Below are 22,936 nucleotides of genomic sequence, written 5' to 3'. Positions count from 1 at the left end.
GCTTTGTCCGCTGCCGCTTGGGCTTGTTTCTTAGCTGCTGCTTTTTCATCGTCGGATAAGTTAGAATTATTATCGATTTCTTTTTCTTTCGCTGTTTTTTCAGCATTGATTGCTGTAATTGCAACTTCTTTTTCGATAACTAATTTTCCTTTATCTTTTGCAGAATTGATACCATCTTCAGTTGTTGCTTTATCAATAGCATCTGTTGCATCTTTTACTTCTTTAGCTACTTTTGCTTTTTCTTCCGCCTTTTGTTCTGGCGTTAAGGTTGTACTAGCTTCAATAGCATCTATCGCTTTTTTAGCAGCAGCTTCAATTTCTTTTTTAGCACCATCTCTGTCAAGAGCTTTCAATAATTCTGCTGCTTTATCTAAAGCTGTTTTCGCTGCTTCTACTTTAGATTGAGCTTCTGTAGCTTCTGCTTTTGTTGCATTATCACCTTTTGCTTCTACTGCGGCAGCTGCTGCTTTAGCTTCTTCTAATTGTGTTTTTAATTTTTCATATTCCGCTTCATATGCTGCAATACTATCTGGTGTTTTTCCTGTTTCATCAGCTTTTGTTAATTGAGCTGCATCTGCTTTTAATTTAGCTTTTTCTTCTGCTGTTGCTGCTTCAATTAAACCATCTTTAGCTTGTTGTAAAGCTGCTTTTTTGGCATTTACTTTTTCTAAAGCTGCTGTTACTGCTTCTGGCGTTGCATTTTCGTCATTAATAACTGTTTCTGCTTCTTGAATCGCTTCTTGGGCAGCTGTTTTCGCATCATTATATGCTTTTGCACTATCCGTAGTCTTACCTGTTGTTGGATCTGCTTCACCCGTCAAGGCCTCAAGAGCTGTTTTAACTTCTGTAAGTTCTGTCTTATCCGCTGTTAGTTCTTTTTGTTTTTGTAGAACATTTTTTAACGCCTTTTTATAATTATCAGTAGTGTCTAAATTAATATTTTCTATGAGATTTTTTACTTTCTCCAATTCAGCATTATAAGCATCCTTAGAATCTGATGTCATTCCTCTTTCATCCTCAGCAGCTGTTGCTTTTAATTTTTCATAAATACGAGATAATAAATCTTTAGCTATTTTATTAGTATCTTGAGTAATATTAAAGCCTAAACCTGAAATCGGTAATGCATACTGCCTTAATGGAGATTGATATCCCATTCCTAAATGTTCATTATCAGCAGAGCTAATTCGTACTGTATAATCCGTAACACCTTTTTCTAAGTCAATCTCTTTACTTTCAAATGTACCTGCCGTCCCTGTCGGAATATAAGCTCCTTTCATTTTACTTTCTACTTCTGTCTTGTTTAGATTATAATTATTAAATCTGCTACGAATAAACTGACCATTACCATCTCTTGCTTTAGTAACTGTTGCATCGCTATCTGTTAAATCTTTTTGAGGATCAAACATTTTTGAATATACTGTCTCTGGTTTTCCATTTTTATTCACAATAACTTCAACTTTATATTTAGCTTTTGTTCCATTAATGTCTCCAGTATATCCTGTTTTAAATTGAATCTTTACTTTTGAACCCACTTCTGTTGAATAAGCTTTGAAAGTCTTCTCTATTCCATTATAATCCTTAAGAGCTTTGGCAGTGCTGCCCGATAATCCTGTTCCTCTATATTCAGAATTATCGTAGGCCGCCTCCTTAGAGCTAGCACGCGTCCTTACCTCTGATAACAACAAGATATAGTTACTTGTCCTATCAAAAGCTTGTTCCCCTGTGTATGTCCTATAGTGCTTCCCATTTTGTTCACTATACACGGTATTTACTGTTTCAATCGGAAAAACTCCATCTTCAGTTTTCTTTGCAATTGCAAATTTACCAGTTTCTCCTACCGCTTTCCAACCACCGAAGTTTGTAATATTTTTAACTTGTCCTGATTGTGTATTTGTTTGTTCCCCCAGTTTATCCATATCATTAATTTTTGTATTATTTTGGATAGCGCTTGGTAATTTTTCTAGTTTTTCTTTTAATTCATCTAGTCCTGCACCATCCCCTGGAGCTTCATAAGTCTGATTTGCATCTGGGTCGTCATCGGTTGCAGTCGCTGGTGGGGCAGGTGCATCACGTCTTTTACGTACTTTTGGCTTGTTGCTTGCTTCTTCTGATCTTGTACCTTCACCTTCAGATTTTGGAGAGCTAGAGTCCCCACTCACAGAGTTTTCATCCGATTGAGTCTTTGTTGTAGTTTCGCTTCTTTCAGATGAGTTGGCTTCTTCCTCTTTGGTCTCTGGATGACTCTCTTGCTTGCCTTCATCCCCTGCTTCAGTATTGGTTGCAGATCCTTGTTCCTTTGCAGCAGGAGCAGCGTAGGTTGGCTGCTGATTCTCTGATTTTTTCTCTGTTTCCGAATCCTTATCAGCTGCCACCTCCTCATTTGACTGTACGGCCTGTGCTTCCTCAGCAGATACCGCTCCACTTCCCATAAAGAGATACAGCGCTGCCACGGCTACCGAGGCCGCTCCAAAACTAACCTTACGAATCGAAAACCGCAAGCGCTTTTCTCTATCTTCATTACCTTTATAAAACATATATCATTTTGCTCCTTTTCCGATAATTATCGGTTAATATATAATGGAAGGGCAAATAAAAAGCCCCCCCCTAAAATATTTGAGCATACTTTAGGTAGGTTTAACTCATTATACTCTCTTTCTTTTTATAAATCAAACATTATGAACTAAGCTTGATATCATATATCTTATCGTGGAAATATTGACTTCATTTTCTCCTGAAATTTGTTTTTTACCCAGCCTCAACATATATACGGCAAGCTGAAACCAACATTGTTTGACTTGATCGTCAAGCTTTTCACTTCACCACCTGCTAGCTGTTTTAAAAGAAAAAACGCTTGAAAAATCAGCGTTATTCTTCGTATATTATTAAAATATATGATTCTATCAGTTTTTTAGAAATATTTTATAGCTCAAGAACGATAAGCTCGAGAAACAGCTAGAGTTTCAAATTGCACTACTATCATACAAAACTCTTTGGTCCTATTTATTTTTATCACAATTTTGATTTATAGTTCTCCGAATACCTTTTAAATGTGAAAGCATTTCATTAGAACTTTGAAAAATACATACACTGTTTTTATTCGTATGTTAACTTGATAGAATCTTTGTCTTCAAGCATTTTTTTAATGTTAACGACAGGCAATATGAAGTTGGGGAACTCATTACCCCGAGTAATCATATCAGATACGATAGGCCGAATATAGGACCAAAGAATTGCTAAGCCATTCTCTTTAAGAAAAGTTTCAAAATCAATATCAAATTCTGTCTCATCATATATAAATGAAAATTCTCCAACAATATCTACAATAAGCTCAAAAGCAGAATCATCTGAATCTATATTTCCTTGCTTTGTTATCAAGTTAACATAAGCAAGGTTTTCAGATTTTCTTATTAAAATCTGTGCAGACAATTCAGGATGTAAATTAATAGTACTATTTGTTTGGTCAAAAGTAGGATTTCTTCGGTATGATACTTCATTTAAAAAATAATCTTTAAATTGTAAAGAGGACATTAAGCTGCCACCTCACTATTTTCTTTTGTTGTAATTAAGTTTTCAGAATCTATTGGTAAATATGAAAAACATGACTTCTTGTTTTTTATATTATATTCAGGCATTGCATTTACTTTAGTTACAGAATTCAAATCATCAAACTCTTTTTGATTATTTAATTGAGGAGTAAAATGGATTTCATCTTTATATTTTTTAAGACTTCCTGATATATTCAAATCATAAGCAAATTCATTGTTTACTGAATAAATTTTGTTGGCCTTAATATTTTCAACTAATTCTTGGAACATTGGAGAATCCATCAAAGAAAATTCTTCAGTTCCTAAAAAGTTTGACAATAAACTCATAAAAGCCTCCTTATTTATAAAATGTTTGTAATACAATTTAAATCACGGATACAGATTTCTTCTCCATTCTTTCCGTCAATTACTGGTAAAGATGGAATAGCAGTATATGTTTTGGACTGCACTGCTTCATAATTCTTCCCATGCTGAGACGCTAAATCAAGCAACAGTTCAATAATTAATCCTTGATTTTGGTTAAGAAGAGTAGCTCTATTTTTGGCTCCGCTACCTGAAATACCTGCAATCTCACGTTCAATTTGAATAGATGCCGCTTGTCGATATTCCTCTAATAACCTTTGGTTTTTTGGGTTATCTAAAATAAAAATCTTATCTATAGATTTTAGGGTGATTTTAGCATGAATTAACTCAGGCCTAACCCCAGGTTTGCTTAGTTCAAATGACTTATACTTTGCGACATAAGCAGAAGCAATCGTTTTACCAGTATCTTTGTTAAAAGGTAGAAAAAAGTAAATACCATTACCCAAATCGTTCGGATGTCTCTGTTTATGAATACCAGGTTTATATTTCTCATAAGAAAACCCAGCAGATAGAATCTTTTCTTTCCTTTTATTGGTGGTGCCGTGCCACCCACTATATTGTAGCATAGAACCTCCTGATGAAGCTACTAGCTTAATTATACTGTTAAAGCTTAGATAATTCAACTATTACGGGCTTTTTTGAAAAAATTCTAGCGATTTCCAGAACGTAACTGAGCATTAAGACAATAACTACCTCACCTTATCATGCCGAAATTATCGGATTTTATCAGAATTAAAACCCCATAAAATCGGGCTTTTTTGAAGAATAGAGTGGATTGGAACTAGAACAGTACACTACGACTACTAAAACATTTCTAGAAATTAATTTGACTTTCCTAATCAATTTGTTCAAATCTTATTTCAATCTACTATAAAAAAACACAAGCCTAAGCCTGCGGAAACATTATCTATTCTAAATAGTCTTTTTCTGTTATGACTCTTAATCTAGTAGAATAATTCTGGAATGTTGAGAATTTAAAGCGTTTAGGATCTTCAAGTTTGTTTCTATCGTTCATTTCTAAAGCACGGTTATAGTCTATAATAGCTTTCACTAACTTATTGATTATAGCTTTATCATTATCCATTACTTTATAATAATCTTCGACTTTCCGAAGGCGAAAAGTGGTATTTAGTAAATAACTTTTATCTTCTAAAATCAATGTTTTACCAATATCTAATCCTTCAACATATCCTTCTTTTGCTGAATTTCTAAGCTTATACTTCAATTGATACTTTTTAGGAATGTAACTTCTAAATGGAATCAAGAAAGTTAGCCCCTGTATTTTGACAACAGTTACCGCAAATCCCCTTCCTTTATTCATTACTTCCTTCGTCTTAAAGTCATAGTCCATCGCTTGAATAAGGTCGTAATCCTTGCACATTTTTAAATCAATTTGACCTAATTTTAACTTTTTGCTTTTCATTTCTATTCCCTAGATAAAAAGCTCACTAAAAAGTGAGCAACATTTCCAATGAGATACTTCTGTTGACGAGCGCGTCTCTCCGCCCCCTCATTGCCTCACGAAAAGGCTAGACGAATCGAAAGGAGGTGAGTTTTCCTGTTTTCAATTCTACTTATTCTTACACATTTTTTTAATTTTGTCAAACAAAAAAACGCAAGCCTAAGCCTGCGGTGAGTGTAATCTATTTTGAAATTTTTAAATAAAAAAGGAGCATTTAAGCCCCTCCTTTGAAATAACGGACCCTTTGGCTGGTCGGTGTACCCAGCATCTCAGATACCCTTTTGCAAGGTGTGGCAGGAACCTTTCTGCCCTCAAATGTCTTTCGTTAATGTTATTCTAGCACTATCTAATTTTTTGTCAAGTTTTCTCAATCTACCAGACTTGATACGTATTAGCTACACCCTCAACAAACTTAAAAAAGTTCTCTTATCTGAAACCATCACAAAAAAACAATTGAAATACTAAGCCTACACAGACTGATTCCAATTGTTTTTTAGATTGTTTAACAATCAATTTTACCATTCTTCATAGTCAAAACCATCATAATCTGGATATTGTTCTGGCGGCGTTCCAACCGAACGTACGAGATAAGCTTCTTCGTCTTCCGCCTCGATTTCTCTCAGCACTTGGCATTCAAAACGCCATTCATCACCGAAGTCGAAAATAAACTTAAATGTTTGTTTGACACTTAGGGTATCCAGATAGACATTTTCTGTGTAACGTTCTTCAACATCATCACTAACAAAGCTAAGAAAGTAAGAATCTGCATGACTCCACGCAACATTATCCACGAAAAATGCATGAGCATGATCATTTGCAAAATCAAAACTCCATAAAATCACATCTGCTAGTTCTACTAACGTTTTTGTTTTTGGAATTTGTATATGTCGGTAGCAACCTTTTTAAAATTTGACGAAAATGACCCAGGCTTCTACAGATGCTGGCTTTTCAGCTTCTATTTCTTGTTTTACTAATTTTAAGTGTACCACAATACCTCTAAGTGCTAATCGATAGAATTGCTCTTAGGAAACATTCCCTTTCTGCTATTCTATCATAAGTTTGTCTAACTGTGGCATTTGAAACTAGATAATTCTTCTGTTTCACGCGAAACACCCTGCGCCAGGCAAGGTGTTCTTGTTTTTTATGTCGTATAAATGGTTGAAGCTGTCGCAATAGTATGCCATTGGTTGGCTATTGTAGCTGCGAAATCCTTGTTTGCGTAGAAGTCGTTAAATGGCAGAATTTCTACTTCCAGCTCATCGATGCGGTCAAGCTGACCAGTCAGATAAGCCTCGATGCGGCTTTCTGATCGCTTGATGCGTTGCAAGAGTCCGCCCATACGGATGTCAACTGTATCCAAGCCAAAGACCTTGTTTTCCTTCAGCCATTGATGGCTAAATAGGGCATGGAAGTGTTCAATTTGGCTTCTGAGTTCTGGTAATTCTTGCCTGGCGATTTCTTGCAGACTTTCCTTATCATCCGCTTGATAGGCCTGACGAATGCGTCGTCCCACATCTACTTTGCTACTTAAAATAGCATTCAACTGGGCCTGAGTTTCAAAGAGATAAGCATAGTTTCCAGCTTTTTCTTTAATGTTAGCAAGCGTCTCAGCAGCCTGAGCGAAGTGCGGTTTGTCCTGTTCAGGTGTCATGTGTCGGTCAAGTATCGGACAGAGAACATCCTGATAAAAGACATATCGGTTGGGATTGATGCCACTGAGATTACCTGGTAGGTCTGGTAAGAGGTTGGCAAGGTCAATCTGCATAAAATCCTCAACCGTTAGACCAGTATTGGTCTTGAAGTGCGCAGACAAACTATCTAGGTCATGGCGATAGCTGAGTTCTGCCCAGATTTGCAAGCTTGGTAGGATAGAGAACTGGGCAGTTTCACCCCCATTGTCTCCCCAACCCGTTACGATGACTTCTTTAATCTGATTGGCACGGCAGGCTTTATTAGCCTCGATAGCCACTAGACGGCTAAAATGGTTGTGAGGTGTAAAGCCAATCCACTTCCAAGCTCCCCCTGCAAATGCAAGGTCATGGCTAATCTTGTGATGATTGCGGAAATTACGGTTGTATTTTTCCTCGCTATCCTGATAATAATCCCAGTAAACCAGAGTCACACGGTCTTTGAGACGGTCTAGGTAGACACGAGTTTCCTCTGGAATTTCCACATCACGGTCGTACTGGCCATCCGCTGACATGAGTTTGAAGAACATATCACTCCACATCTGGCAGTGGAAACCATATTTGTCAGCAATATCCAGCACGCGCTCCAAGTGTTGACACATGAGGAGACTACGATCCACAACACCGTTCAATATCAAATAACGTCCCAAGCCAACCAAGTGGGCTTCGTCCATCCCGATATTGACCTTGCGGGTTTGCAGTTTAGACAGAGTAGCAAACATGCCATCAATCAGGTCATAAACCTTTTCTTCGCCGATAAGAAGAATGTCCTCCACATCACGGAGTTCCTGCACTTCCTTGACACCCCATTTAACAAAGGCCGACAAATGGGCCAAGGTCTGGATACAAGGCACAAAGGTCATATCAAACTGCTGGGCGTAGGCTTCTATTTCCTGCAACTCCTCAGCCGAATAAGCCCCACGGAAATAACCAAAATAAGGCTGTCCCTCAATCTGGTAGGTGTCTTCCATGTAGAGTTCAAAGGTTGAGTAGCCCATGAGAGCCAAGACCTCAATCATCTGTTTGGCAGAAGTCACATTTAGCACCGCATTTCGAGAACAGTCTGCCATGTAGGCCAACTCTTCATAAGCCGCCTGCTCCTCAATCCCTACTTTATCACCTTCTGCTAGAGCTGTTACCAACAAGGACAAGGCACGATAAAGTTGGTGAGGTTTGCGGTAGGTCAATTGATAGTGGCCACCCTCACCCTTGATAGAGATAGAGACTTGGTCAGACTGAGCGACTGCTACCTCTACATCTGGTAGCAGAATGTGCTTTTTAAGCAACTCTAATGCTTTCTCTTGTTTGGAACTAAGTCCTGTAAATCTTACCATTGATTTTCCTCCTGTAGCCAGTTGACAAGGGCACCATAGAGATTGGCATCTGCATGATAGGTGCAGGCTTGGATAAGAGGTGCGACCGTGTATTCTTCGTAAGTATCAACAAAGTCATCTACAGCCTTCTTGACACCTTGAATAAAATCTGGATTTTGACTGATAGAGCCTCCCAGACTAATGACATCTGGATCGATCAGATATTGGATATTGAGCAAGCCTTGAGCCAGATTACGATTCATGCGCTCAATTGCTTCTTGGCAAAGGGTATTTCCTGCTGCGGCCTCTTGGTAAATCTTGCGACCGTCCCAATCAGTCTGACCAGATTTTTCAATCACGTATCGTACCATATTCCCAGTTGACGCTAGTTGCGACCAGTTGTTGAGCTTTTCAGCAGGGGCAAGGGTTATCATGTAGCCAAATTCTCCACCCAGACCGTGGCGACCTCGATGAAGTCTACCATTGATCATCATGGCTCCGCCAATCCCTGTCCCAATCACGACACAGGCTGCATTTTCAAGTTCTGGATGAGCCAGCAATTCACTGAGTCCAACGCAGTTGGCATCATTTTCCAGATGGACAGGTAGTTGATGATGAGCAAGCGCCTCATACCACGAAAAGCCGTGGATATAAGGGACGGCACTGAAGCCATCAATCACACCTGTCTCTTGATTGACCGCGCCTGGAACGCTCATAGCAATCCCGCTATAATCCTGCTCTGACAAGCGCTGGTCTAGCCAAGCTAGTAAATCCTCCAAACTTTCAGGCGTTGGAATGCTTGTCTTATCCAATATTTTCCCATCAGGAGTCAGACTGGCAAACTTAATTCCAGTCCCTCCGATATCAATCGTTGCAATAGTCATTGTTTTTACCATAAAAAGGGGCGAATCAGCAGTTAGTTCTTACCTTTTCGCCCCTCCTTTCTTTTTATGTTTACTTTTTGAAATTAAATTTCTTCTTTTTTAATCAATTCTGTACGAATTTCTTGTGGTGAAATGAAGCCTCTATGAACTGGGTATGGTCGTTCAAGTAGGTCAAGGAAGAGATGTTGACTTTCTGGTACATGCACATTTTCACTACACATATTGTAGTAGCGAAGGACATAGCCTTCTTCATTTTCAGCTACCTTAAAGGCTGTTGGACAGATTTGCGGTATGCTGAGAACAGAATGGCTCAAGAGACTACCAGTCGCAGCCACGCTTCCTTCTTGTTTAGCAAGCTGAAGGCTGGTAAACGGTGTCTGCAAGGCTTTGGAACGACGATAGGCTGAGAAGCGTTCTTGGGCTTGGTGGCATTCAAGCGCAAACTCGACTTCAAACTCACGCAAACACTGAGCTTCTGGTGTTGGGAAGTAACCCCAGTCACCTAGCTCACCTGATGCACGCAAAATAGTCACGGCAATGGTGTCGTCTCCAAGGATTTCATATTCATTCAATCCCTTGTTAGATACAGTCACCCCTTTTTCATCGTCATACAGACTAACAAAGGCTTGTTGGTGTTGAGGATTTTCAGGATTTTCCCATGAAGCAGCTGGTTTGTTTGGTCGTTTCACCACCTCATAGATGCTTTCAGAATCATTGCTTGGACGCGTGTTATGAGTCTTGACCAAGAGACGGATACGGTGGTCTTTGGCAGTGTTGGTAAAGCGAGTCTTGCAACGAATTTGTGGATTGTCAACGAAGACAGTCAACTCAGTTTCCAGAGGAATGCTTGTCAATTCTTCTGACCGTCCAGCCTCACGCTTCATAAACTCGATGATGCCTTTTTGCTCTTCTTCTAGCTTTTCATCAGCACTGACAGGCACGGTCAATTCATGTTTGAGCAAAATCTTAGCATAACGAGCTGTGTTTTCCAAGACCTCGTAGCCCTTAAGCTCTGAAAAGATTGGCTCTGTTCCTTTTGGTTGGAAATAGATATACTCATTTCCAATGTCACCACGGTCTTCGAAGCGGATAAAGTCTTCATAGGCTTCGTGAGTTGTCTTGTCATAAACTGTGATATTGTCATCCACACTCACTGTTACAAATGGCGTATCAATCACTCCGTTTTGGTAAATACCGTCGCGGTGTTCTTGCTCTCCTTCCAGCAATTGGAAAGTTGTCCAAGAAAGCGGCGCTAGGTGAACTGGAATGGTCACGCGCACTTGACGAGCGATACGAGCTTGGCGGAACTTATCTTTTGGTAAATCGTACTCAAAATTAGCTCCGAGGTCTTCGATTTTAGCCTCGACAGGACGCCCATCCAAGTCCTCCACACGATAACTTGGCAAGGTTAAGGCAGCCATCTTCTTGTAACCTTCTGTTGGGTGCAATTCCTTAAAATCACAAGTCACCACATCAATCACTGTGCTGACAGTATCGACCTTATCATGCAAGCCTGTATTAATGATAGTAAAGAGATAGTCACTTTGAGCCTTAGCTGTAGCGATTTTACCCTTCCATTCGTTAAGAAGATTGCTCTTAACAAAGTTTCCGACTTGATTGACCTTGGCAAAACGTGTCTCCATCTCACGGTGAACTTCGTCCACGCTACAGCCACAGATACTATCATGCGGCGCATTTTGCAAAAGAGTTTTCCAAGCATAGGTCAACTGGTCCTTGTGGTTATGACCCCCAGTGATAATTGTCAAGGGTTCTACAACTTGCTCTAGGAGGTTGCTATTTTCTTGGAAGGCTTGTTTGAGATAAATACGAGATGAAGAAGTGTTGGCAAGTGTGTACCAGCCGTCTGTTTCCTGACTAGTCAACTCACCTGTCACCGTTGATAATTGCTCCGGTAGGGCACTTTCCACGGCTTGAACATATTCATCAAAAGAACTGTGAACAAAGGTCACATCTGGGAATAGTTCATTTGCCACACGAATGGCTTCACTCAGATTTTTCTGGACAGGCTGATGGTCACAGCCGTTCATCATCAACCACTGGTTGGTCGAAGCATAGTCACGCACGTCTGCCAGTTTTTGTTTCCAGAAGGTCAAAGCCTCATCTTTATCAACTGGAATTTCATTCCCATTACTGTACCAGTTGGCAAAGAGAATACCCAGGACACGACTTCCGTCCGCACCCTGCCAGTACATTTCTGAAAACTGGGAAGTAAACTGCTCATCTTCAAGGACTTGGTTGTCAAATCCAATCGGCTTCACACCACGACCAAAGGCTGCCACGTGAATGCCTGATTTTTGTAGGATTTGAGGCGCTTGTCCCATATTTCCAAAGGTATCTGGGAAGTAACCAATCTGGGTTGATTTGCCCCATTTTGCACATTCTGCTTGACCAATCAAGGTATTGCGGACATTGGCTTCACTTGAAATCAAGTAGTCATCCTGCAAGATGTAAAAGGGACCAATTTTCAATTTTCCTTCGTCGATGTATCGTTGGACTTTGTCGCGATTTTCAGGGCGAATCTCCAAGTAGTCATCAAGGACAATGGTTTGACCATCTAAATGGAAACTCTTAAACTCAGGGTCATTTTCAAAGAGATCAAAGAGATTGTCAAACAATTCCACCAACTGCATACGATGGCTTTCAAAAGGCAAGTACCACTCACGGTCCCAGTGACTATGTGAGATAATATGTACGACAACATTTTCCATGAAGTAAAACCTCATTCTAAATTAAATTTTTATTGTTAACGTTTTTGGATGTAAATTTGTGATTCTTTCCAAGAATCAGTTGCGCTAATACTCAATGAAAATCAAAGTGCAAACTAGGAAGCTAGCCATAGGCTGCTCAAAACACTGCTTTGAGGTTGCAGATAAAGCTGACGTAGTTTGAAGAGATTTTCGAAGAATATAAATCACGCTCCTTAGCGAATATCTAGGTAATCCAAGACCAATTCACAGAACATCATGTTGGCCCAAGAGAACCATTCACGAGAGTAGAGAGTTGGGTCATCCACGTGGAAGCTTTCGTGCATGACACCTGTACCACCATCGCAAGCAACCAGCTGATCCAGCAAGAATTTCTTCTCTGTCTTATCTCTTGTTGTCAGGCCTTGGATAGAAAGGGCGATTGGCCAGATATAGCGATAGAAGGTATGAGAACTGCCGAGGCCACTAGCGTATTCTCCTTGGTAGAAATATGGATTTTCAGGGCTCAAAATGGTACGACGAGTTGCTTGATAGACTTCGTCGTCAATGTCGCAGTAGCCCAGATAAGGTGCAGCCAACAAACTTGGTACGTTTGGATCATCCATGATGCTGGCATTTCCTAGACCATCCACTTCAAAGGCATAAATCTTTTCGCCCTTGCTGTTGGTGGTGTAGGCGTAGTTGTCGATTCCTTCTTGAATCTCAGTCTGGAGACGCTTAGCATCAGCAATAATGCTCTGGCTATCAGCTAGGTTTAATGCTGCGAAGATTTCTTGCACATAACCCAAGACTACTACAGCAAACATATTTGACGGAATCAAGTAACTATACTGACAGCAGTCATCACTCGGACGAAAAGCTGACCAAGTCATGCCTGTCACTGCAAAATCAGGGCCAAAGCCATCATTTACCAAAGTGTCTTCCTTGCGGTCCGTATCTCGGACAAAACGATAAGGAGAGTTCTTGTGGTCTTGTTCTACCGTCCAAAGATGGAGAATTTCCTTAGTCGCTGAGACAAAAGTCTCATCAAACTGACTAGTCTCGCCAGTCTCTTTCCAGAGGAGATAAGCCAACTGCAAAGGATAGCAAAGCGAGTCCACCTCATACTTGCGTTCCCAAATCCAGCCATTAAGGTCTGTGTGGTCGGTCTCGTGGTGCCCCTTCCAGTTTTCCTCAATGTTAAAGGAATTGGCATAAGGATCCTTGAGTACCAAGGTCATCTGACGTTTTACCAAACCTGCAATGGTCTGACGCAGGAGGGGATCTCTTTTAGCTACATGAAGGTAGGGTCTGAGTTGGGCTGTCGAATCCCGAAGCCACATAGCAGGAATATCCCCAGTCAAGACAAAAGTTGAACCATCTTCTAAGATTTCAACCGTATTGTCCAAGGTGTCTGTGTAGCAACGCTCGAAAACATCCACCCACTCTGGATGGTTCTTGGCACGCTCTGCCACTTCATCTAGCCATTCTCTAACAATTTCTTTTGAATAAATCATCGTGCAGTATCCTCTTTCAAACAAGTTTCATTTTCAGTATATAGCTTTTGAGACAGAAAATACATACACAAATGATAGTCATTTTTCTACAAAATTGCTTTCTTTTGAACCCCATATCTAAAGGCTCTATTTTTCTGATATAATGTAGAAAAACAGCTAAAGGAAAGACTATGAAACCACTACTTGAAACCATCGATACCCGCTTTGGTACTGCCAGCAAGCATGCCTTTTCTCGGGGAAATACCCTGCCATACACAGGCGTTCCTTTTGGGATGAATTACTTTGTACCCCAGACCAGTGACCAGGATGGATTTTGGTTTTTCGATCCGCATCTGCCTATCTTTCAGGGGATTCGATTAACCCACCAGCCCAGCCCTTGGATTGGCGACTACTCTTGGCTCCTTCTGACACCTGTCACAGGCCAGCTAGGTGGAGACAGCCTCTTTCACCGCCAATCTTCCTATGACATAGATAAGGCCTCTTTCCAACCTCATTATCTGAAAATTTTCTCCCTGCGCTATCAGATTGAAACCCAGCTCACACCGACTTGCTACGGTGCTTCTATTCGTTTGGAGCAAAAGCAAGGCAAAGCCCTCTCCCTCTATCTTCACGCAGAAGATGAACTGACAGTAGAGCAAGTAGATAAGCGGACTCTTGCCCTGCGACAAGAAGGTAAAACTGAGACCAACAGAAATCCACTGATACTGTTCACTGCCCTGCAAATGAACACGGATATTCTTGCTATCAGCCAAGAAGGGGGAGACTGGCGAATTGACTTAACCAGTAGCTATGCTGAGATTCAGCTAGCCACTTCTTTCATCTCTCCTTCTCAAGCTCTGCTTAATCTACCTCAAGAAGATTTTGATAACTGTAAATCAAGTGCCCAAGCGGATTGGGAAAATCTCCTCCATCGTTTTGACGTTATAGAGACAGGAGAGGCTGACCGAACCTTCTTTGACCACTGCCTCTACAGACTCTTCCTCTTTCCTCAGACTTTTTATGAGGTTGATGAGTCAGGGCAAGTCATCCACAAGGATCTGACTACTGGATCTGTCAAGCCCGGTGTCCTCTTTAGCAACAATGGCTTCTGGGATACCTTCCGCACCACCTTCCCCCTCTTTGCCCTTGTCATACCAGAGCATTATCGTCTCTTTTTAGAAGGATTTCTCAATAACTACCGCGATACTGGTTTCCTTCCAAAATGGTTGTCTCCAGATGAACGGGGCATGATGCCCGGTACCCTTTTAGACGGCATTATCGCAGATAGCGCCTGTAAGGACATGGCCCCCGACCTAGAAGGAGAACTCTTCCAAGCCATGCTCGAAACAGCCAGCAAAGCCGACCCTCTCGGCATCAATGGCCGCCACGGACTAGCCCAATACCAAGAACTAGGTTACCTCTCTACCGACCACCATGAAAGTGTTAGCCATACTCTAGACTATGCCTATAGTGACTTTTGTATCGCCAGCTGTGCCAAAAAACTAGAGAACATAGAAATCGCTGAAACCTACAAGGCTGCTTCACAAAATTACCGCCAGCTATTTGACGCTGAAACAGGATACATGCGAGCGCGAGACAATCAAGGCAACTTCCGCCCTGACTTCTCTCCCTATAGTTGGGGACGTGATTATGCCGAATGTTCAGCCATCCAAGCAACTTTAGGCGTCCTACACAACATCCCAGGTTTGATCCAACTGATGGGTGGAAAAGAAGCCTTTAGCAACTATCTTTTGAAAGCCTGTCAAGATGCTCCCCTCTTTGAGACGACTGGCTATGGTTACGAGATTCACGAAATGAGCGAGATGGCTACTGCTCCTTTTGGACAAGTCGCCATTTCCAACCAACCGAGCTTCCACATTCCTTATCTCTTCCGCTACAGCGATTACCCTGACTACACTGCCCTTCTCATCAAGACACTCCGTCAGAAGGCCTTTCACCCAAGTTGGGAAGCCTATCCTGGCGATGAAGACAATGGCAGTCTCTCAGCTTGGTACATCTGGTCAGCTCTCGGACTTTATCCGACCTGTCCAGGCAAACCAAACTATGACCTCGGAATTCCTCTCTTTAATCACCTCCGTATCTACCTAGCTAAAGAAGGTAAATGGCTGGATATTCATACGGAGCAAAACCACAACCATTTTAACTTTGTCAAAGAATGCCGACTGGACAAGACCCCAGTGTCTAGCATCCAACACCAAGACCTCCTAAAAGCTGAGCAGTTAACCTTCACCCTCAGCTGGTTACCAAGTCAGCCGTCCACTTCCTGAAATGCAAAAATCTCCTAGCAGGCTTTCCTGCTAGGAGATTTTCTTATGAGAGGTACTTGTTAAGCTTTGAAAATTGGATTTATTATTCGATAAGTATCAAACCATCTACCAATTAAGCTTCTTCGTCTTCTTTACGACGACGACCTGCAAGACCAAGACCAAGTACGGCACTTGCGGCAGCTGCTACCATAGCTACAGTAGAATCTGCTGTACCTGTATTTGGCAACTCTTTAGCGACTGTACGCACGTTTGTTGCTGCTTGGTTGGCATTTGCTGCTTGAGCTGGAACTACAGCTGGTGTTTGAGCAGCTTGGTCATTAGCTGGACTTGCATGATTAGTTGCTGGAGAAACTTTCGCCAGGAAGTCTTCGATACGTTTAACCGTTGCAGCCACATCTGCCTGAGTTGCATCTGCATTGGCAAATACTTTCTTAGCATCCGCTGATAATGCGTTCGCTGCTTTTGCAGTTTCTGCATCAAGCTTAGCTGATTCTTGGATGATTAGTCCATCTAACTGACGAATAGCGCCTGCTAACTTAGCTTTATCCACTTTTGCTTCAGTGTTAGTAGCTCCGTTATTTTGAGCTGAAGGAGCTTGTTTAAAGATAGCTTCAGCGGTAATTGCTAAAACTTTGCCATCTTTAGTTACAACAGTTGCATTTCCTGCCTTGTCAAAGAGAACATCTACTACATCAGCATTTGCTGCTTTAATCTTAGCTTTTGCAGCTTCTTTTTCTGAATCTGTTAAGTTAGTAAAGTCTGCTACCGTTTCTCTTTCAAAGTCAAGGTTGATGTTATCTCCGCTATTCTTAGCTGTTACATCACTTTCTGTTTTCACTAATTGGTCTTTTGCAATCGATACTGTATTTCCATCTAGTGTTACTGTGGCGTTACCTTTATCGTCTACTACTACAGTCGCTCCTGAATTGACGGCTTCAATTGCTTTCTTAACTGCCGCTTTTTCATCTTCCGTTAAGTTATCTTTGTTTCCAACTAATGTACGGAATGCTGGTGTTTTCACTTTAGCAGTCTTAGCTTCGTCAGCTAGGTTTCCAGCTGGGATTACTAGGTCTAAAGCTGGAATATTCAGAACTGTACCATCAGCTTTAGTTACTGTTGCATTACCTTTATCGTCTACTACTACAGTTGAACCTGGGTTGACTGCTTTAACCTTCTCTTCGATAGCTTTCTTCTCTTCTGGAGTTAAGGCATCTGGATCTGCTACTACAGTTTTAGCTGCTGGTGTATTGACATCATTGCCTGCATTTTCTTTAGTGATATCATCTTGTGTTTTCACTAAATCAGTGGCTGGAATGACCGCTGTCTTACCTTCTGGTGTTGTAACTGTAGCATTACCCTTATCGTCTACTACTACAGTTGAGCCTGGGTTGACTGCTTTAACCTTCTCTTCGATAGCTTTCTTCTCAGCCTCTGTCAACTTGTCTAGGTTCGCTGCTACAGTTTTAGCTGCTGGTGTATTGACATCATTGCCTGCATTTGGTTTAGCTGCATCTGCTGCTGACTTCGTCAAGTCTGTTGCTGGAATAACGGCTGTTTTACCTTCTGGTGTTGTGACTGTGGCATTTCCTTTATCGTCCACTACTACAGTCGCTCCTGGGTTAACTGCTTTAACCTTTTCTTCAATAGCTTTCTTCTCTGCAACTGTCAACTTGTCTGAGTTCGCTACAACCGTCTTATCCGCCGGCTTAACGATGTCGTTGCCTGCGTTTGGTTTAGTTGCATCTTCCGGTGATTTGAATAAATCTTTCCATGGAATTGTTGCCACAGTTCCATCATTTAAAGTAACAGTAGCGTTACCTTTATCATCAAATTTAACAGATTTAGCCTCAGGATTGAGTTTTCTTAATTTTTCTTCTACTTTGGCTTGTGCAGCTGAATCAGTCGGTTCACCAACCACTTTATCTGCTGGTTTAACAATTTCACCATTTCCTGCGTCAGATTTAGCTGTATCTTCCTTAGTTCTCACTAACTCAGTTGATGGAATCGTTGCAGTCTGACCTTCTGGTGTAGACACTGAAACAGTTCCGTCTGCATCGAGTAGCACAATAGAATTTGGATTTACAGACTTAACAGCAGCAATAATTTGAGCTTTTTCTGACTCTGTCAACATCGATTTATCCTTGATGATAACTTTATCAAGTGGTTTGTTAATATCGTTTCCACCTTTACCATTATCTAGATTCTCCAACGTTTTCACCAGATCAGTTGGATTAATGATTCCCTTATCACCATTTGCTGTAGTAACTTCAATATTTCCAGCGTCGTTATATTTAACCTCTTTGGCTGTTGGGTTCACTTTCTTCACTTCTTCTAGGATTTTAGCTTTTTCCTCAGCTTTTAGGTTGGCTGGATCATTAACTAGCACTTTATCAATTGGTCTGTTAATATCCCCAACTGCTCTAATTGCCGATTTATCCGCGTCTTGAATCTTATTAACATCTGCTTCTTTATTCGCAGCATCTACTAATTTCTTAGCTTCGGCTGCTATTTGATCTGCTTTATCTTTAAGATTCTCTTTCGCTTTAGGAGATAAGTCAGTACGCGCGTCAATCTCTTCTTTCTTCGCTTTTGTTTGCTCATCAATGGCTTTACGAGCATTTGGTTTATCTTCTACAACAGGTAAAACTTTCCCTATTTCAGCATTTGCATCATCTTGAAGTTTCTTAACCTCTGAATCTGTTGTAGCAATATCAATTGCTTGCTTAGCTTCTTTGGCTAAGGCTGTCGCTTTTTCAGCAGCTTCAGCTTTTTCTTCATCCGTAGCATCTGGTGTGTTTTCAATGGCTTTTAGTTGTTCAGCTAGCTTATCATCAATAGCTTTCTTGGCTGCAGCTTTAGTTGTTGTTTCTGGATTCACAGCTTTAATCGCTGCTACACCGTGTTCCTTAGCACTATCTACTGCTCCTTGAACCTTCCTTGATTCCTCTGGTGTTGTGGTTACATCTGGTTGAGCATCAATGGCCTTGTTCGCTTCGTCAGCAGCTGCTTGAGCTTCTGCCTTAGCTTTCGCTTTTTCTTCAGCTGTTAGATCTTGGCGAGCATCGATTTCCTTATTCTTAGCAGCTAATTCATCTGCCACTGCTTGTTTAGCAGCTGCTTTGGCTACTGGATTCACAGCACCAACTGCAGACTCACCGGCTTCTTTGGCTTTGGCTACTTCTGCATCACTTGTTGCGGCTGCTACTGCTGCCTTAGCCTTGTCTGCTTCTGCCTTAGCCTTGTCTTTAGCAGCTTTCTTCTCTGCATCTGTCAAGTCTGTACGCTCATCAATGGCCTTGTTCTTAGCAGCAAGAGCGTCATCAATAGCTTTGTCAGCGGCTGCTTTAGCAGTTGTTTCTGGATTCACAGCTTTAATCGCTTCTACACCTTGTGTCTTAGCGGCTTCTACTTTATCTTGAGCTGCTTTGGCTTCTTCTGGTGTTGCGGCTACATCTGGTTGAGCATCGATAGCCTTGTTCGCTTCGTCAGCAGCTGCTTGAGCTTCTGCCTTAGCTTTCGCTTTTTCTTCAGCTGTTAGATCTTGGCGAGCATCGATTTCCTTATTCTTAGCAGCTAATTCATCTGCCACTGCTTGTTTAGCAGCTGCTTTGGCTACTGGATTCACAGAAGTAACATCCGCTACACCTTTATCTTCTGCAGCGTCCACAAGTTTTTGGGTTGCTCGGGCTGCATCTTCTGTATCTTCATTATCAGGTTGAGCGTTGATTTTAGCTAATTCTGCATCAGCTAATTTTTTGGCTTCTGCTTTAGCTGCGTCTTTTTCTGCTTGACTTAGGTCTGTGCGCTTATCAATCTCATCATTTTTAGCTGTTAAGGCATTGGCAATTGCTGCCTTAGCATTCTCTTTAGCGATTGGGTTTACTTTAGAAATGGCTGTAGTGGCTTCTGTTTGCGCTTCATCTACAGCTGCATCTATCGTCGCTGCATCGATTTTCTCAGTTGCTGCCCGGGCTGCTGCGTTGGCTTTAGCAATAGCGGCTGTTTTTTCAGCTTCTGATAGATTTCTGTCTGCATTAATAGCATCTTCTTTAGCCTTACGAGCTGCTTCAATTGCCGCTTTGGCTTCAGCTTTTTTAGCTACTACTGGATTGTCTGCTGCAATGGCGGTTGTCCCTTCAGTTTGAGCTTGATCCAAGGCAGCTTTTGTTGTTAGATTAGGATCATTAATGGCTGCTAATGCTTTCTCTTTATCTGCATTTACCTTAGCGATAGCTGCTTGTTTTTCATCATCGGTAGTATTAGGATCTGCAATAGCATTAATTTCTGCAATCTTATCTTCTGCAGCCTTGTTGACTGCATCAATCGCAGGTTGTTTATTTAGGGTCGTAAACTCTGTTAGTGGTCTTCTGTCTATAGATCCATCTCTATAGGTTACTAGTAAATCATTTCCATCTTTTGCGATCGTTTGAATCTTACTATTTTGATTCTCTACTTCTTGACCGCGCTTAGACTCTAACCGTCTATCTGGATTGTTTTGAGAATATTCAAGCTTGACTTTTTCTTTTACTTTTTCAAACTCTTCCTCCGTTACAGCTGCAGGATCGGTAACGACAACCTTGTCAGCTTCCTCAGGAGTTTTTATATCGTATTTTTGAGTCTGAGGTTTGAGCACTACACGAAATGCTGCTGGATCTGAAATAGTTCCTCTGTTTACTCTAGCATCAACATTATCCTGATCAATAGCATTTACAAAACGAACTCCTAAAGCAACTCCATCCTTTTTCAGTACCTCATCTAACTTATTTTGTGGTAAACCAGGTCCTGGCGCTGGAGTTCCTGTATAACGAATAATAGCTTCTTCACCTTCTGTTGCGACTGTCTCTGAAGTAATTTTGTCTGCTTTGAAACCATATTCAACGTCTGTTTTATCTGTTGAATCTGCCGCATCTTTGAAAGATTGATTGCTTCCTTTTTTTAGAACTGCACTTTTAATCTTGCCACCATCATCTTTGATCTTGATATCAAATGAGTTTTCTTCTGCACCATACACAAATACTTCTTTTTTAGTTGGTGCTGGATCGGAATAGTCAATCTCAACTGTCGGTCTTTGATTTGTGCGTGCTACATTAGCAACTGGAACCGTATCTGTTGAACCGTCTTTATAGATTACAGTGACGTTTCTATTCTCTACTGTAACACGATCCACTACTGAATCACGACGTTCTACAACAGTTCCTTTTTTAGACTCTAGTCTAGCATCCTGGCTAGTTTTAGAGTGTTCAACTTTAAGCTGATTTTTAATTTTTTCAATATCTGCAGCGCTTAAATTGTCAATATCTGTAACACTGATTTTATCAGCATTGGTTGCTGGTTCATGGATGCTATATTTGTAGGTTTGAGATTTAAGGACAACTTTAAAGTATCCGATTGCATTAACTCCACTTCCTGCAGCAGACAGTACCTTATTTTTTTTCGATGTTACACGAAGATAACGCTCCCCTATTGATAAGTGTTGTTCCTGATTCTTAGTATAGCCAGAATTTCTCATCAAAGCATCATTAGGTTGACCAGTCATTGCTACTGTTAAAGGGAGAGGTGTCTCCGTAGTAATTTTTTTGAAATTATAACCATAACCATCAGTTACTATCGTTGCGTCTGATGTTGAAGTAAATTTTTGATTTGAACCCTTAGTTGTCTCTACATACGTAACCTTATCATCCTCATTTGATGTGATATGGAATCCAACATCTGCTTCTTCTTTATTGTAGACATAGACTTCTTTTTTGGCGTCATCTGAGAACTCTACAGTATAACTGATCCCATTTTCTGTTTTTGTTGTCCCGGCATAAGTTGGAGCGGTGGATTCCACACGAGAATCCTCATTCCCAGCTGTTGCTTCTCCATTTTCTGCACCAGTAGACGGTGCTCCATCTCCTGGGTCAGCCTCCCCCCCTCCGTTAGGGTTAGCTGCCACAGCAGCTCCGCCTTGTGAGTCTGCGCCATTCTCAGCAGCTGACACTGCTCCGTTCCCCAAAAACATAAATAGAGCCGCTACTGCCACACTGGCTGCACCAAAGCTATATTTACGAATAGAATAACGCGTGACCTTCTCACGACGCAGGCGCTCAGAACGACTCATGGATACTTTCTTGTCCATTACTTAAAATCTCCTTTAGGATTATATTTTTCTACATAAGAGAGGCTCCTCCTTCCTTATAGAAGGAGACTTCCTCTATGCATAGATTTACTTTACTATGATACATAATTACCAAGATATATGCAACTTTTTTGTTTGCTAATATTTTGCTAAAAAAAAAAAACATTTTTTCGATTTTCGTGAATTTTATTCGGTTTTTTATCCATGTTTTTTATTATTTTATGAATTTGTTAAGGTTTTACTGATTTTTATGACATCTTATGCTCTAATTCTTTAGGATTCAATCAACCCTTAATTTCTATAAATATTATTTTTTCAAAATAACTCTATCTTTTTCACTAGCCTCGACAAAATAAGTAGAAAAAATGTAAGGGGTTGCGCCTTTTTCATTGGCATCATTTGAAGATGACAACATGCAAGGAGCCTAAAAAAGAGAAACAGCCAGTGATATCACTAGCTATTCTGATTGCTTGCCATAGAACAGAAGATAGCGGCTCCTTGCCTCTCCTGACTACTTGACTAGCCTTGACCACTTACTATAGCTGCTCAGTTTTAAACAAGCAGGTTATCAGAAAGCCATGGCCTAGCCTACTGATTTTAAACAAGGAGCATTGGATGGCATCAAAAAAGAACACAGGCCTGCCGAGGCAGCCAAAGTTTTTGATCTTGGTCTCAGAACTCTCTTCAGCTAGGAAAAGAAATGAGGTGAACAAGGACACTGAGAGCGGAAAGAGCCAGTCATCAAAAATCGAAAGCTTCCTTTAGAGGAGTCGAAAGCTTTTGTAGAGGCTCATCTCGAGACTGCTTTCAGGGAAATTGCGGCACAGTTTGATTGCGCTCTCCCTTCAGTAGGGGCAGCTTTAAAGCAGATTCAGGTCACTTGAAAAAGACGACTAGCTTTAAGGAACAAGATTCAAAGAAAGTCGCTGACTTCTCTAGTCTGGAGATTTTCCAATCTCCCTCCTTATGGGACAGTTCCATAGTAAAGTAAAATAGAAATAGGACAAATCAATCAGGACAATCAAATCGATTTCTAACCATGTTTTAGAAGCAGAGGTGTACTATTCTAGTTTC

At 41.0% G+C, this 22,936-nt stretch carries 12 protein-coding genes; 1 reads left to right on the top strand and 11 read right to left on the bottom strand.

Annotated elements, in window-relative coordinates; translation table 11 throughout:
- From HT691_RS09050 to HT691_RS09005, 10 genes are all read right to left on the bottom strand, one after another.
- The coding region (locus tag HT691_RS09050; RefSeq protein ID WP_172925345.1) for a YSIRK-type signal peptide-containing protein at nt 1-2,534 on the bottom strand (2,534 nt) is incomplete at its 3' end.
- Between the two features lie 559 nt (nt 2,535-3,093).
- Complete coding sequence (locus HT691_RS09045) at nt 3,094-3,528, bottom strand: protein-export chaperone SecB (protein WP_054388361.1); 435 nt, start codon at nt 3,526-3,528, stop codon at nt 3,094-3,096.
- The gene (locus tag HT691_RS09040; RefSeq protein ID WP_050242788.1) at nt 3,528-3,872 is read right to left on the bottom strand and encodes a hypothetical protein; all 345 of its coding nucleotides are present in this window, start codon (nt 3,870-3,872) and stop codon (nt 3,528-3,530) included. Before HT691_RS09040 ends, HT691_RS09045 begins: the two co-directional genes overlap by 1 nt.
- A gap of 14 nt (nt 3,873-3,886) precedes the next feature.
- Nucleotides 3,887-4,474 (bottom strand): hypothetical protein, encoded by a 588-nt coding sequence (locus HT691_RS09035; RefSeq protein WP_138704746.1) that lies wholly within the window; start codon nt 4,472-4,474, stop codon nt 3,887-3,889.
- A 341-nt stretch (nt 4,475-4,815) separates the two neighbouring features.
- A complete protein-coding gene (locus tag HT691_RS09030; protein WP_050242789.1) occupies nt 4,816-5,331 on the bottom strand; it encodes a hypothetical protein in 516 nt (171 codons plus the stop codon).
- Between the two features lie 554 nt (nt 5,332-5,885).
- The gene (locus tag HT691_RS09025; RefSeq protein ID WP_049541360.1) at nt 5,886-6,212 is read right to left on the bottom strand and encodes a hypothetical protein; all 327 of its coding nucleotides are present in this window, start codon (nt 6,210-6,212) and stop codon (nt 5,886-5,888) included.
- A 299-nt stretch (nt 6,213-6,511) separates the two neighbouring features.
- Nucleotides 6,512-8,392, bottom strand: a complete 1,881-nt coding sequence (locus HT691_RS09020; RefSeq protein WP_166735904.1) for a beta-N-acetylhexosaminidase — start codon at nt 8,390-8,392, stop codon at nt 6,512-6,514.
- Nucleotides 8,386-9,255, bottom strand: a complete 870-nt coding sequence (locus tag HT691_RS09015) for an ROK family protein (protein ID WP_172925346.1) — start codon at nt 9,253-9,255, stop codon at nt 8,386-8,388. The genes HT691_RS09020 and HT691_RS09015 overlap by 7 nt, the downstream gene beginning before the upstream one ends.
- 83 nt (nt 9,256-9,338) lie before the next feature.
- Nucleotides 9,339-11,984, bottom strand: a complete 2,646-nt coding sequence (locus HT691_RS09010; protein ID WP_172925344.1) for an alpha-mannosidase — start codon at nt 11,982-11,984, stop codon at nt 9,339-9,341.
- A 212-nt stretch (nt 11,985-12,196) separates the two neighbouring features.
- On the bottom strand, nt 12,197-13,477 hold the full coding sequence (locus tag HT691_RS09005; protein ID WP_172925343.1) for a glycoside hydrolase family 125 protein: 1,281 nt from the start codon (nt 13,475-13,477) through the stop codon (nt 12,197-12,199).
- Nucleotides 13,478-13,647: 170 nt separating this feature from the next.
- Here HT691_RS09005 and HT691_RS09000 point away from each other — a divergent pair, with 170 nt between their 5' ends.
- Nucleotides 13,648-15,744 carry a GH92 family glycosyl hydrolase gene (locus HT691_RS09000; RefSeq protein ID WP_023933936.1) on the top strand — a complete coding sequence of 699 codons (2,097 nt, stop codon included), beginning with the start codon at nt 13,648-13,650 and terminating at the stop codon, nt 15,742-15,744.
- A gap of 112 nt (nt 15,745-15,856) precedes the next feature.
- Here HT691_RS09000 and HT691_RS08995 read toward each other — a convergent pair whose 3' ends face one another.
- The gene (locus HT691_RS08995) at nt 15,857-21,862 is read right to left on the bottom strand and encodes a DUF1542 domain-containing protein (protein ID WP_172925342.1); all 6,006 of its coding nucleotides are present in this window, start codon (nt 21,860-21,862) and stop codon (nt 15,857-15,859) included.
- Between the last annotated feature and the right edge of the window lie 1,074 nt (nt 21,863-22,936).

This window comes from Streptococcus sp. 477 (assembly GCF_013277295.1).
In the GTDB taxonomy this organism is placed as follows: Bacteria; Bacillota; Bacilli; order Lactobacillales; family Streptococcaceae; genus Streptococcus; species Streptococcus pseudopneumoniae.
This window is presented reverse-complemented; position numbering and strand designations above follow the sequence as displayed.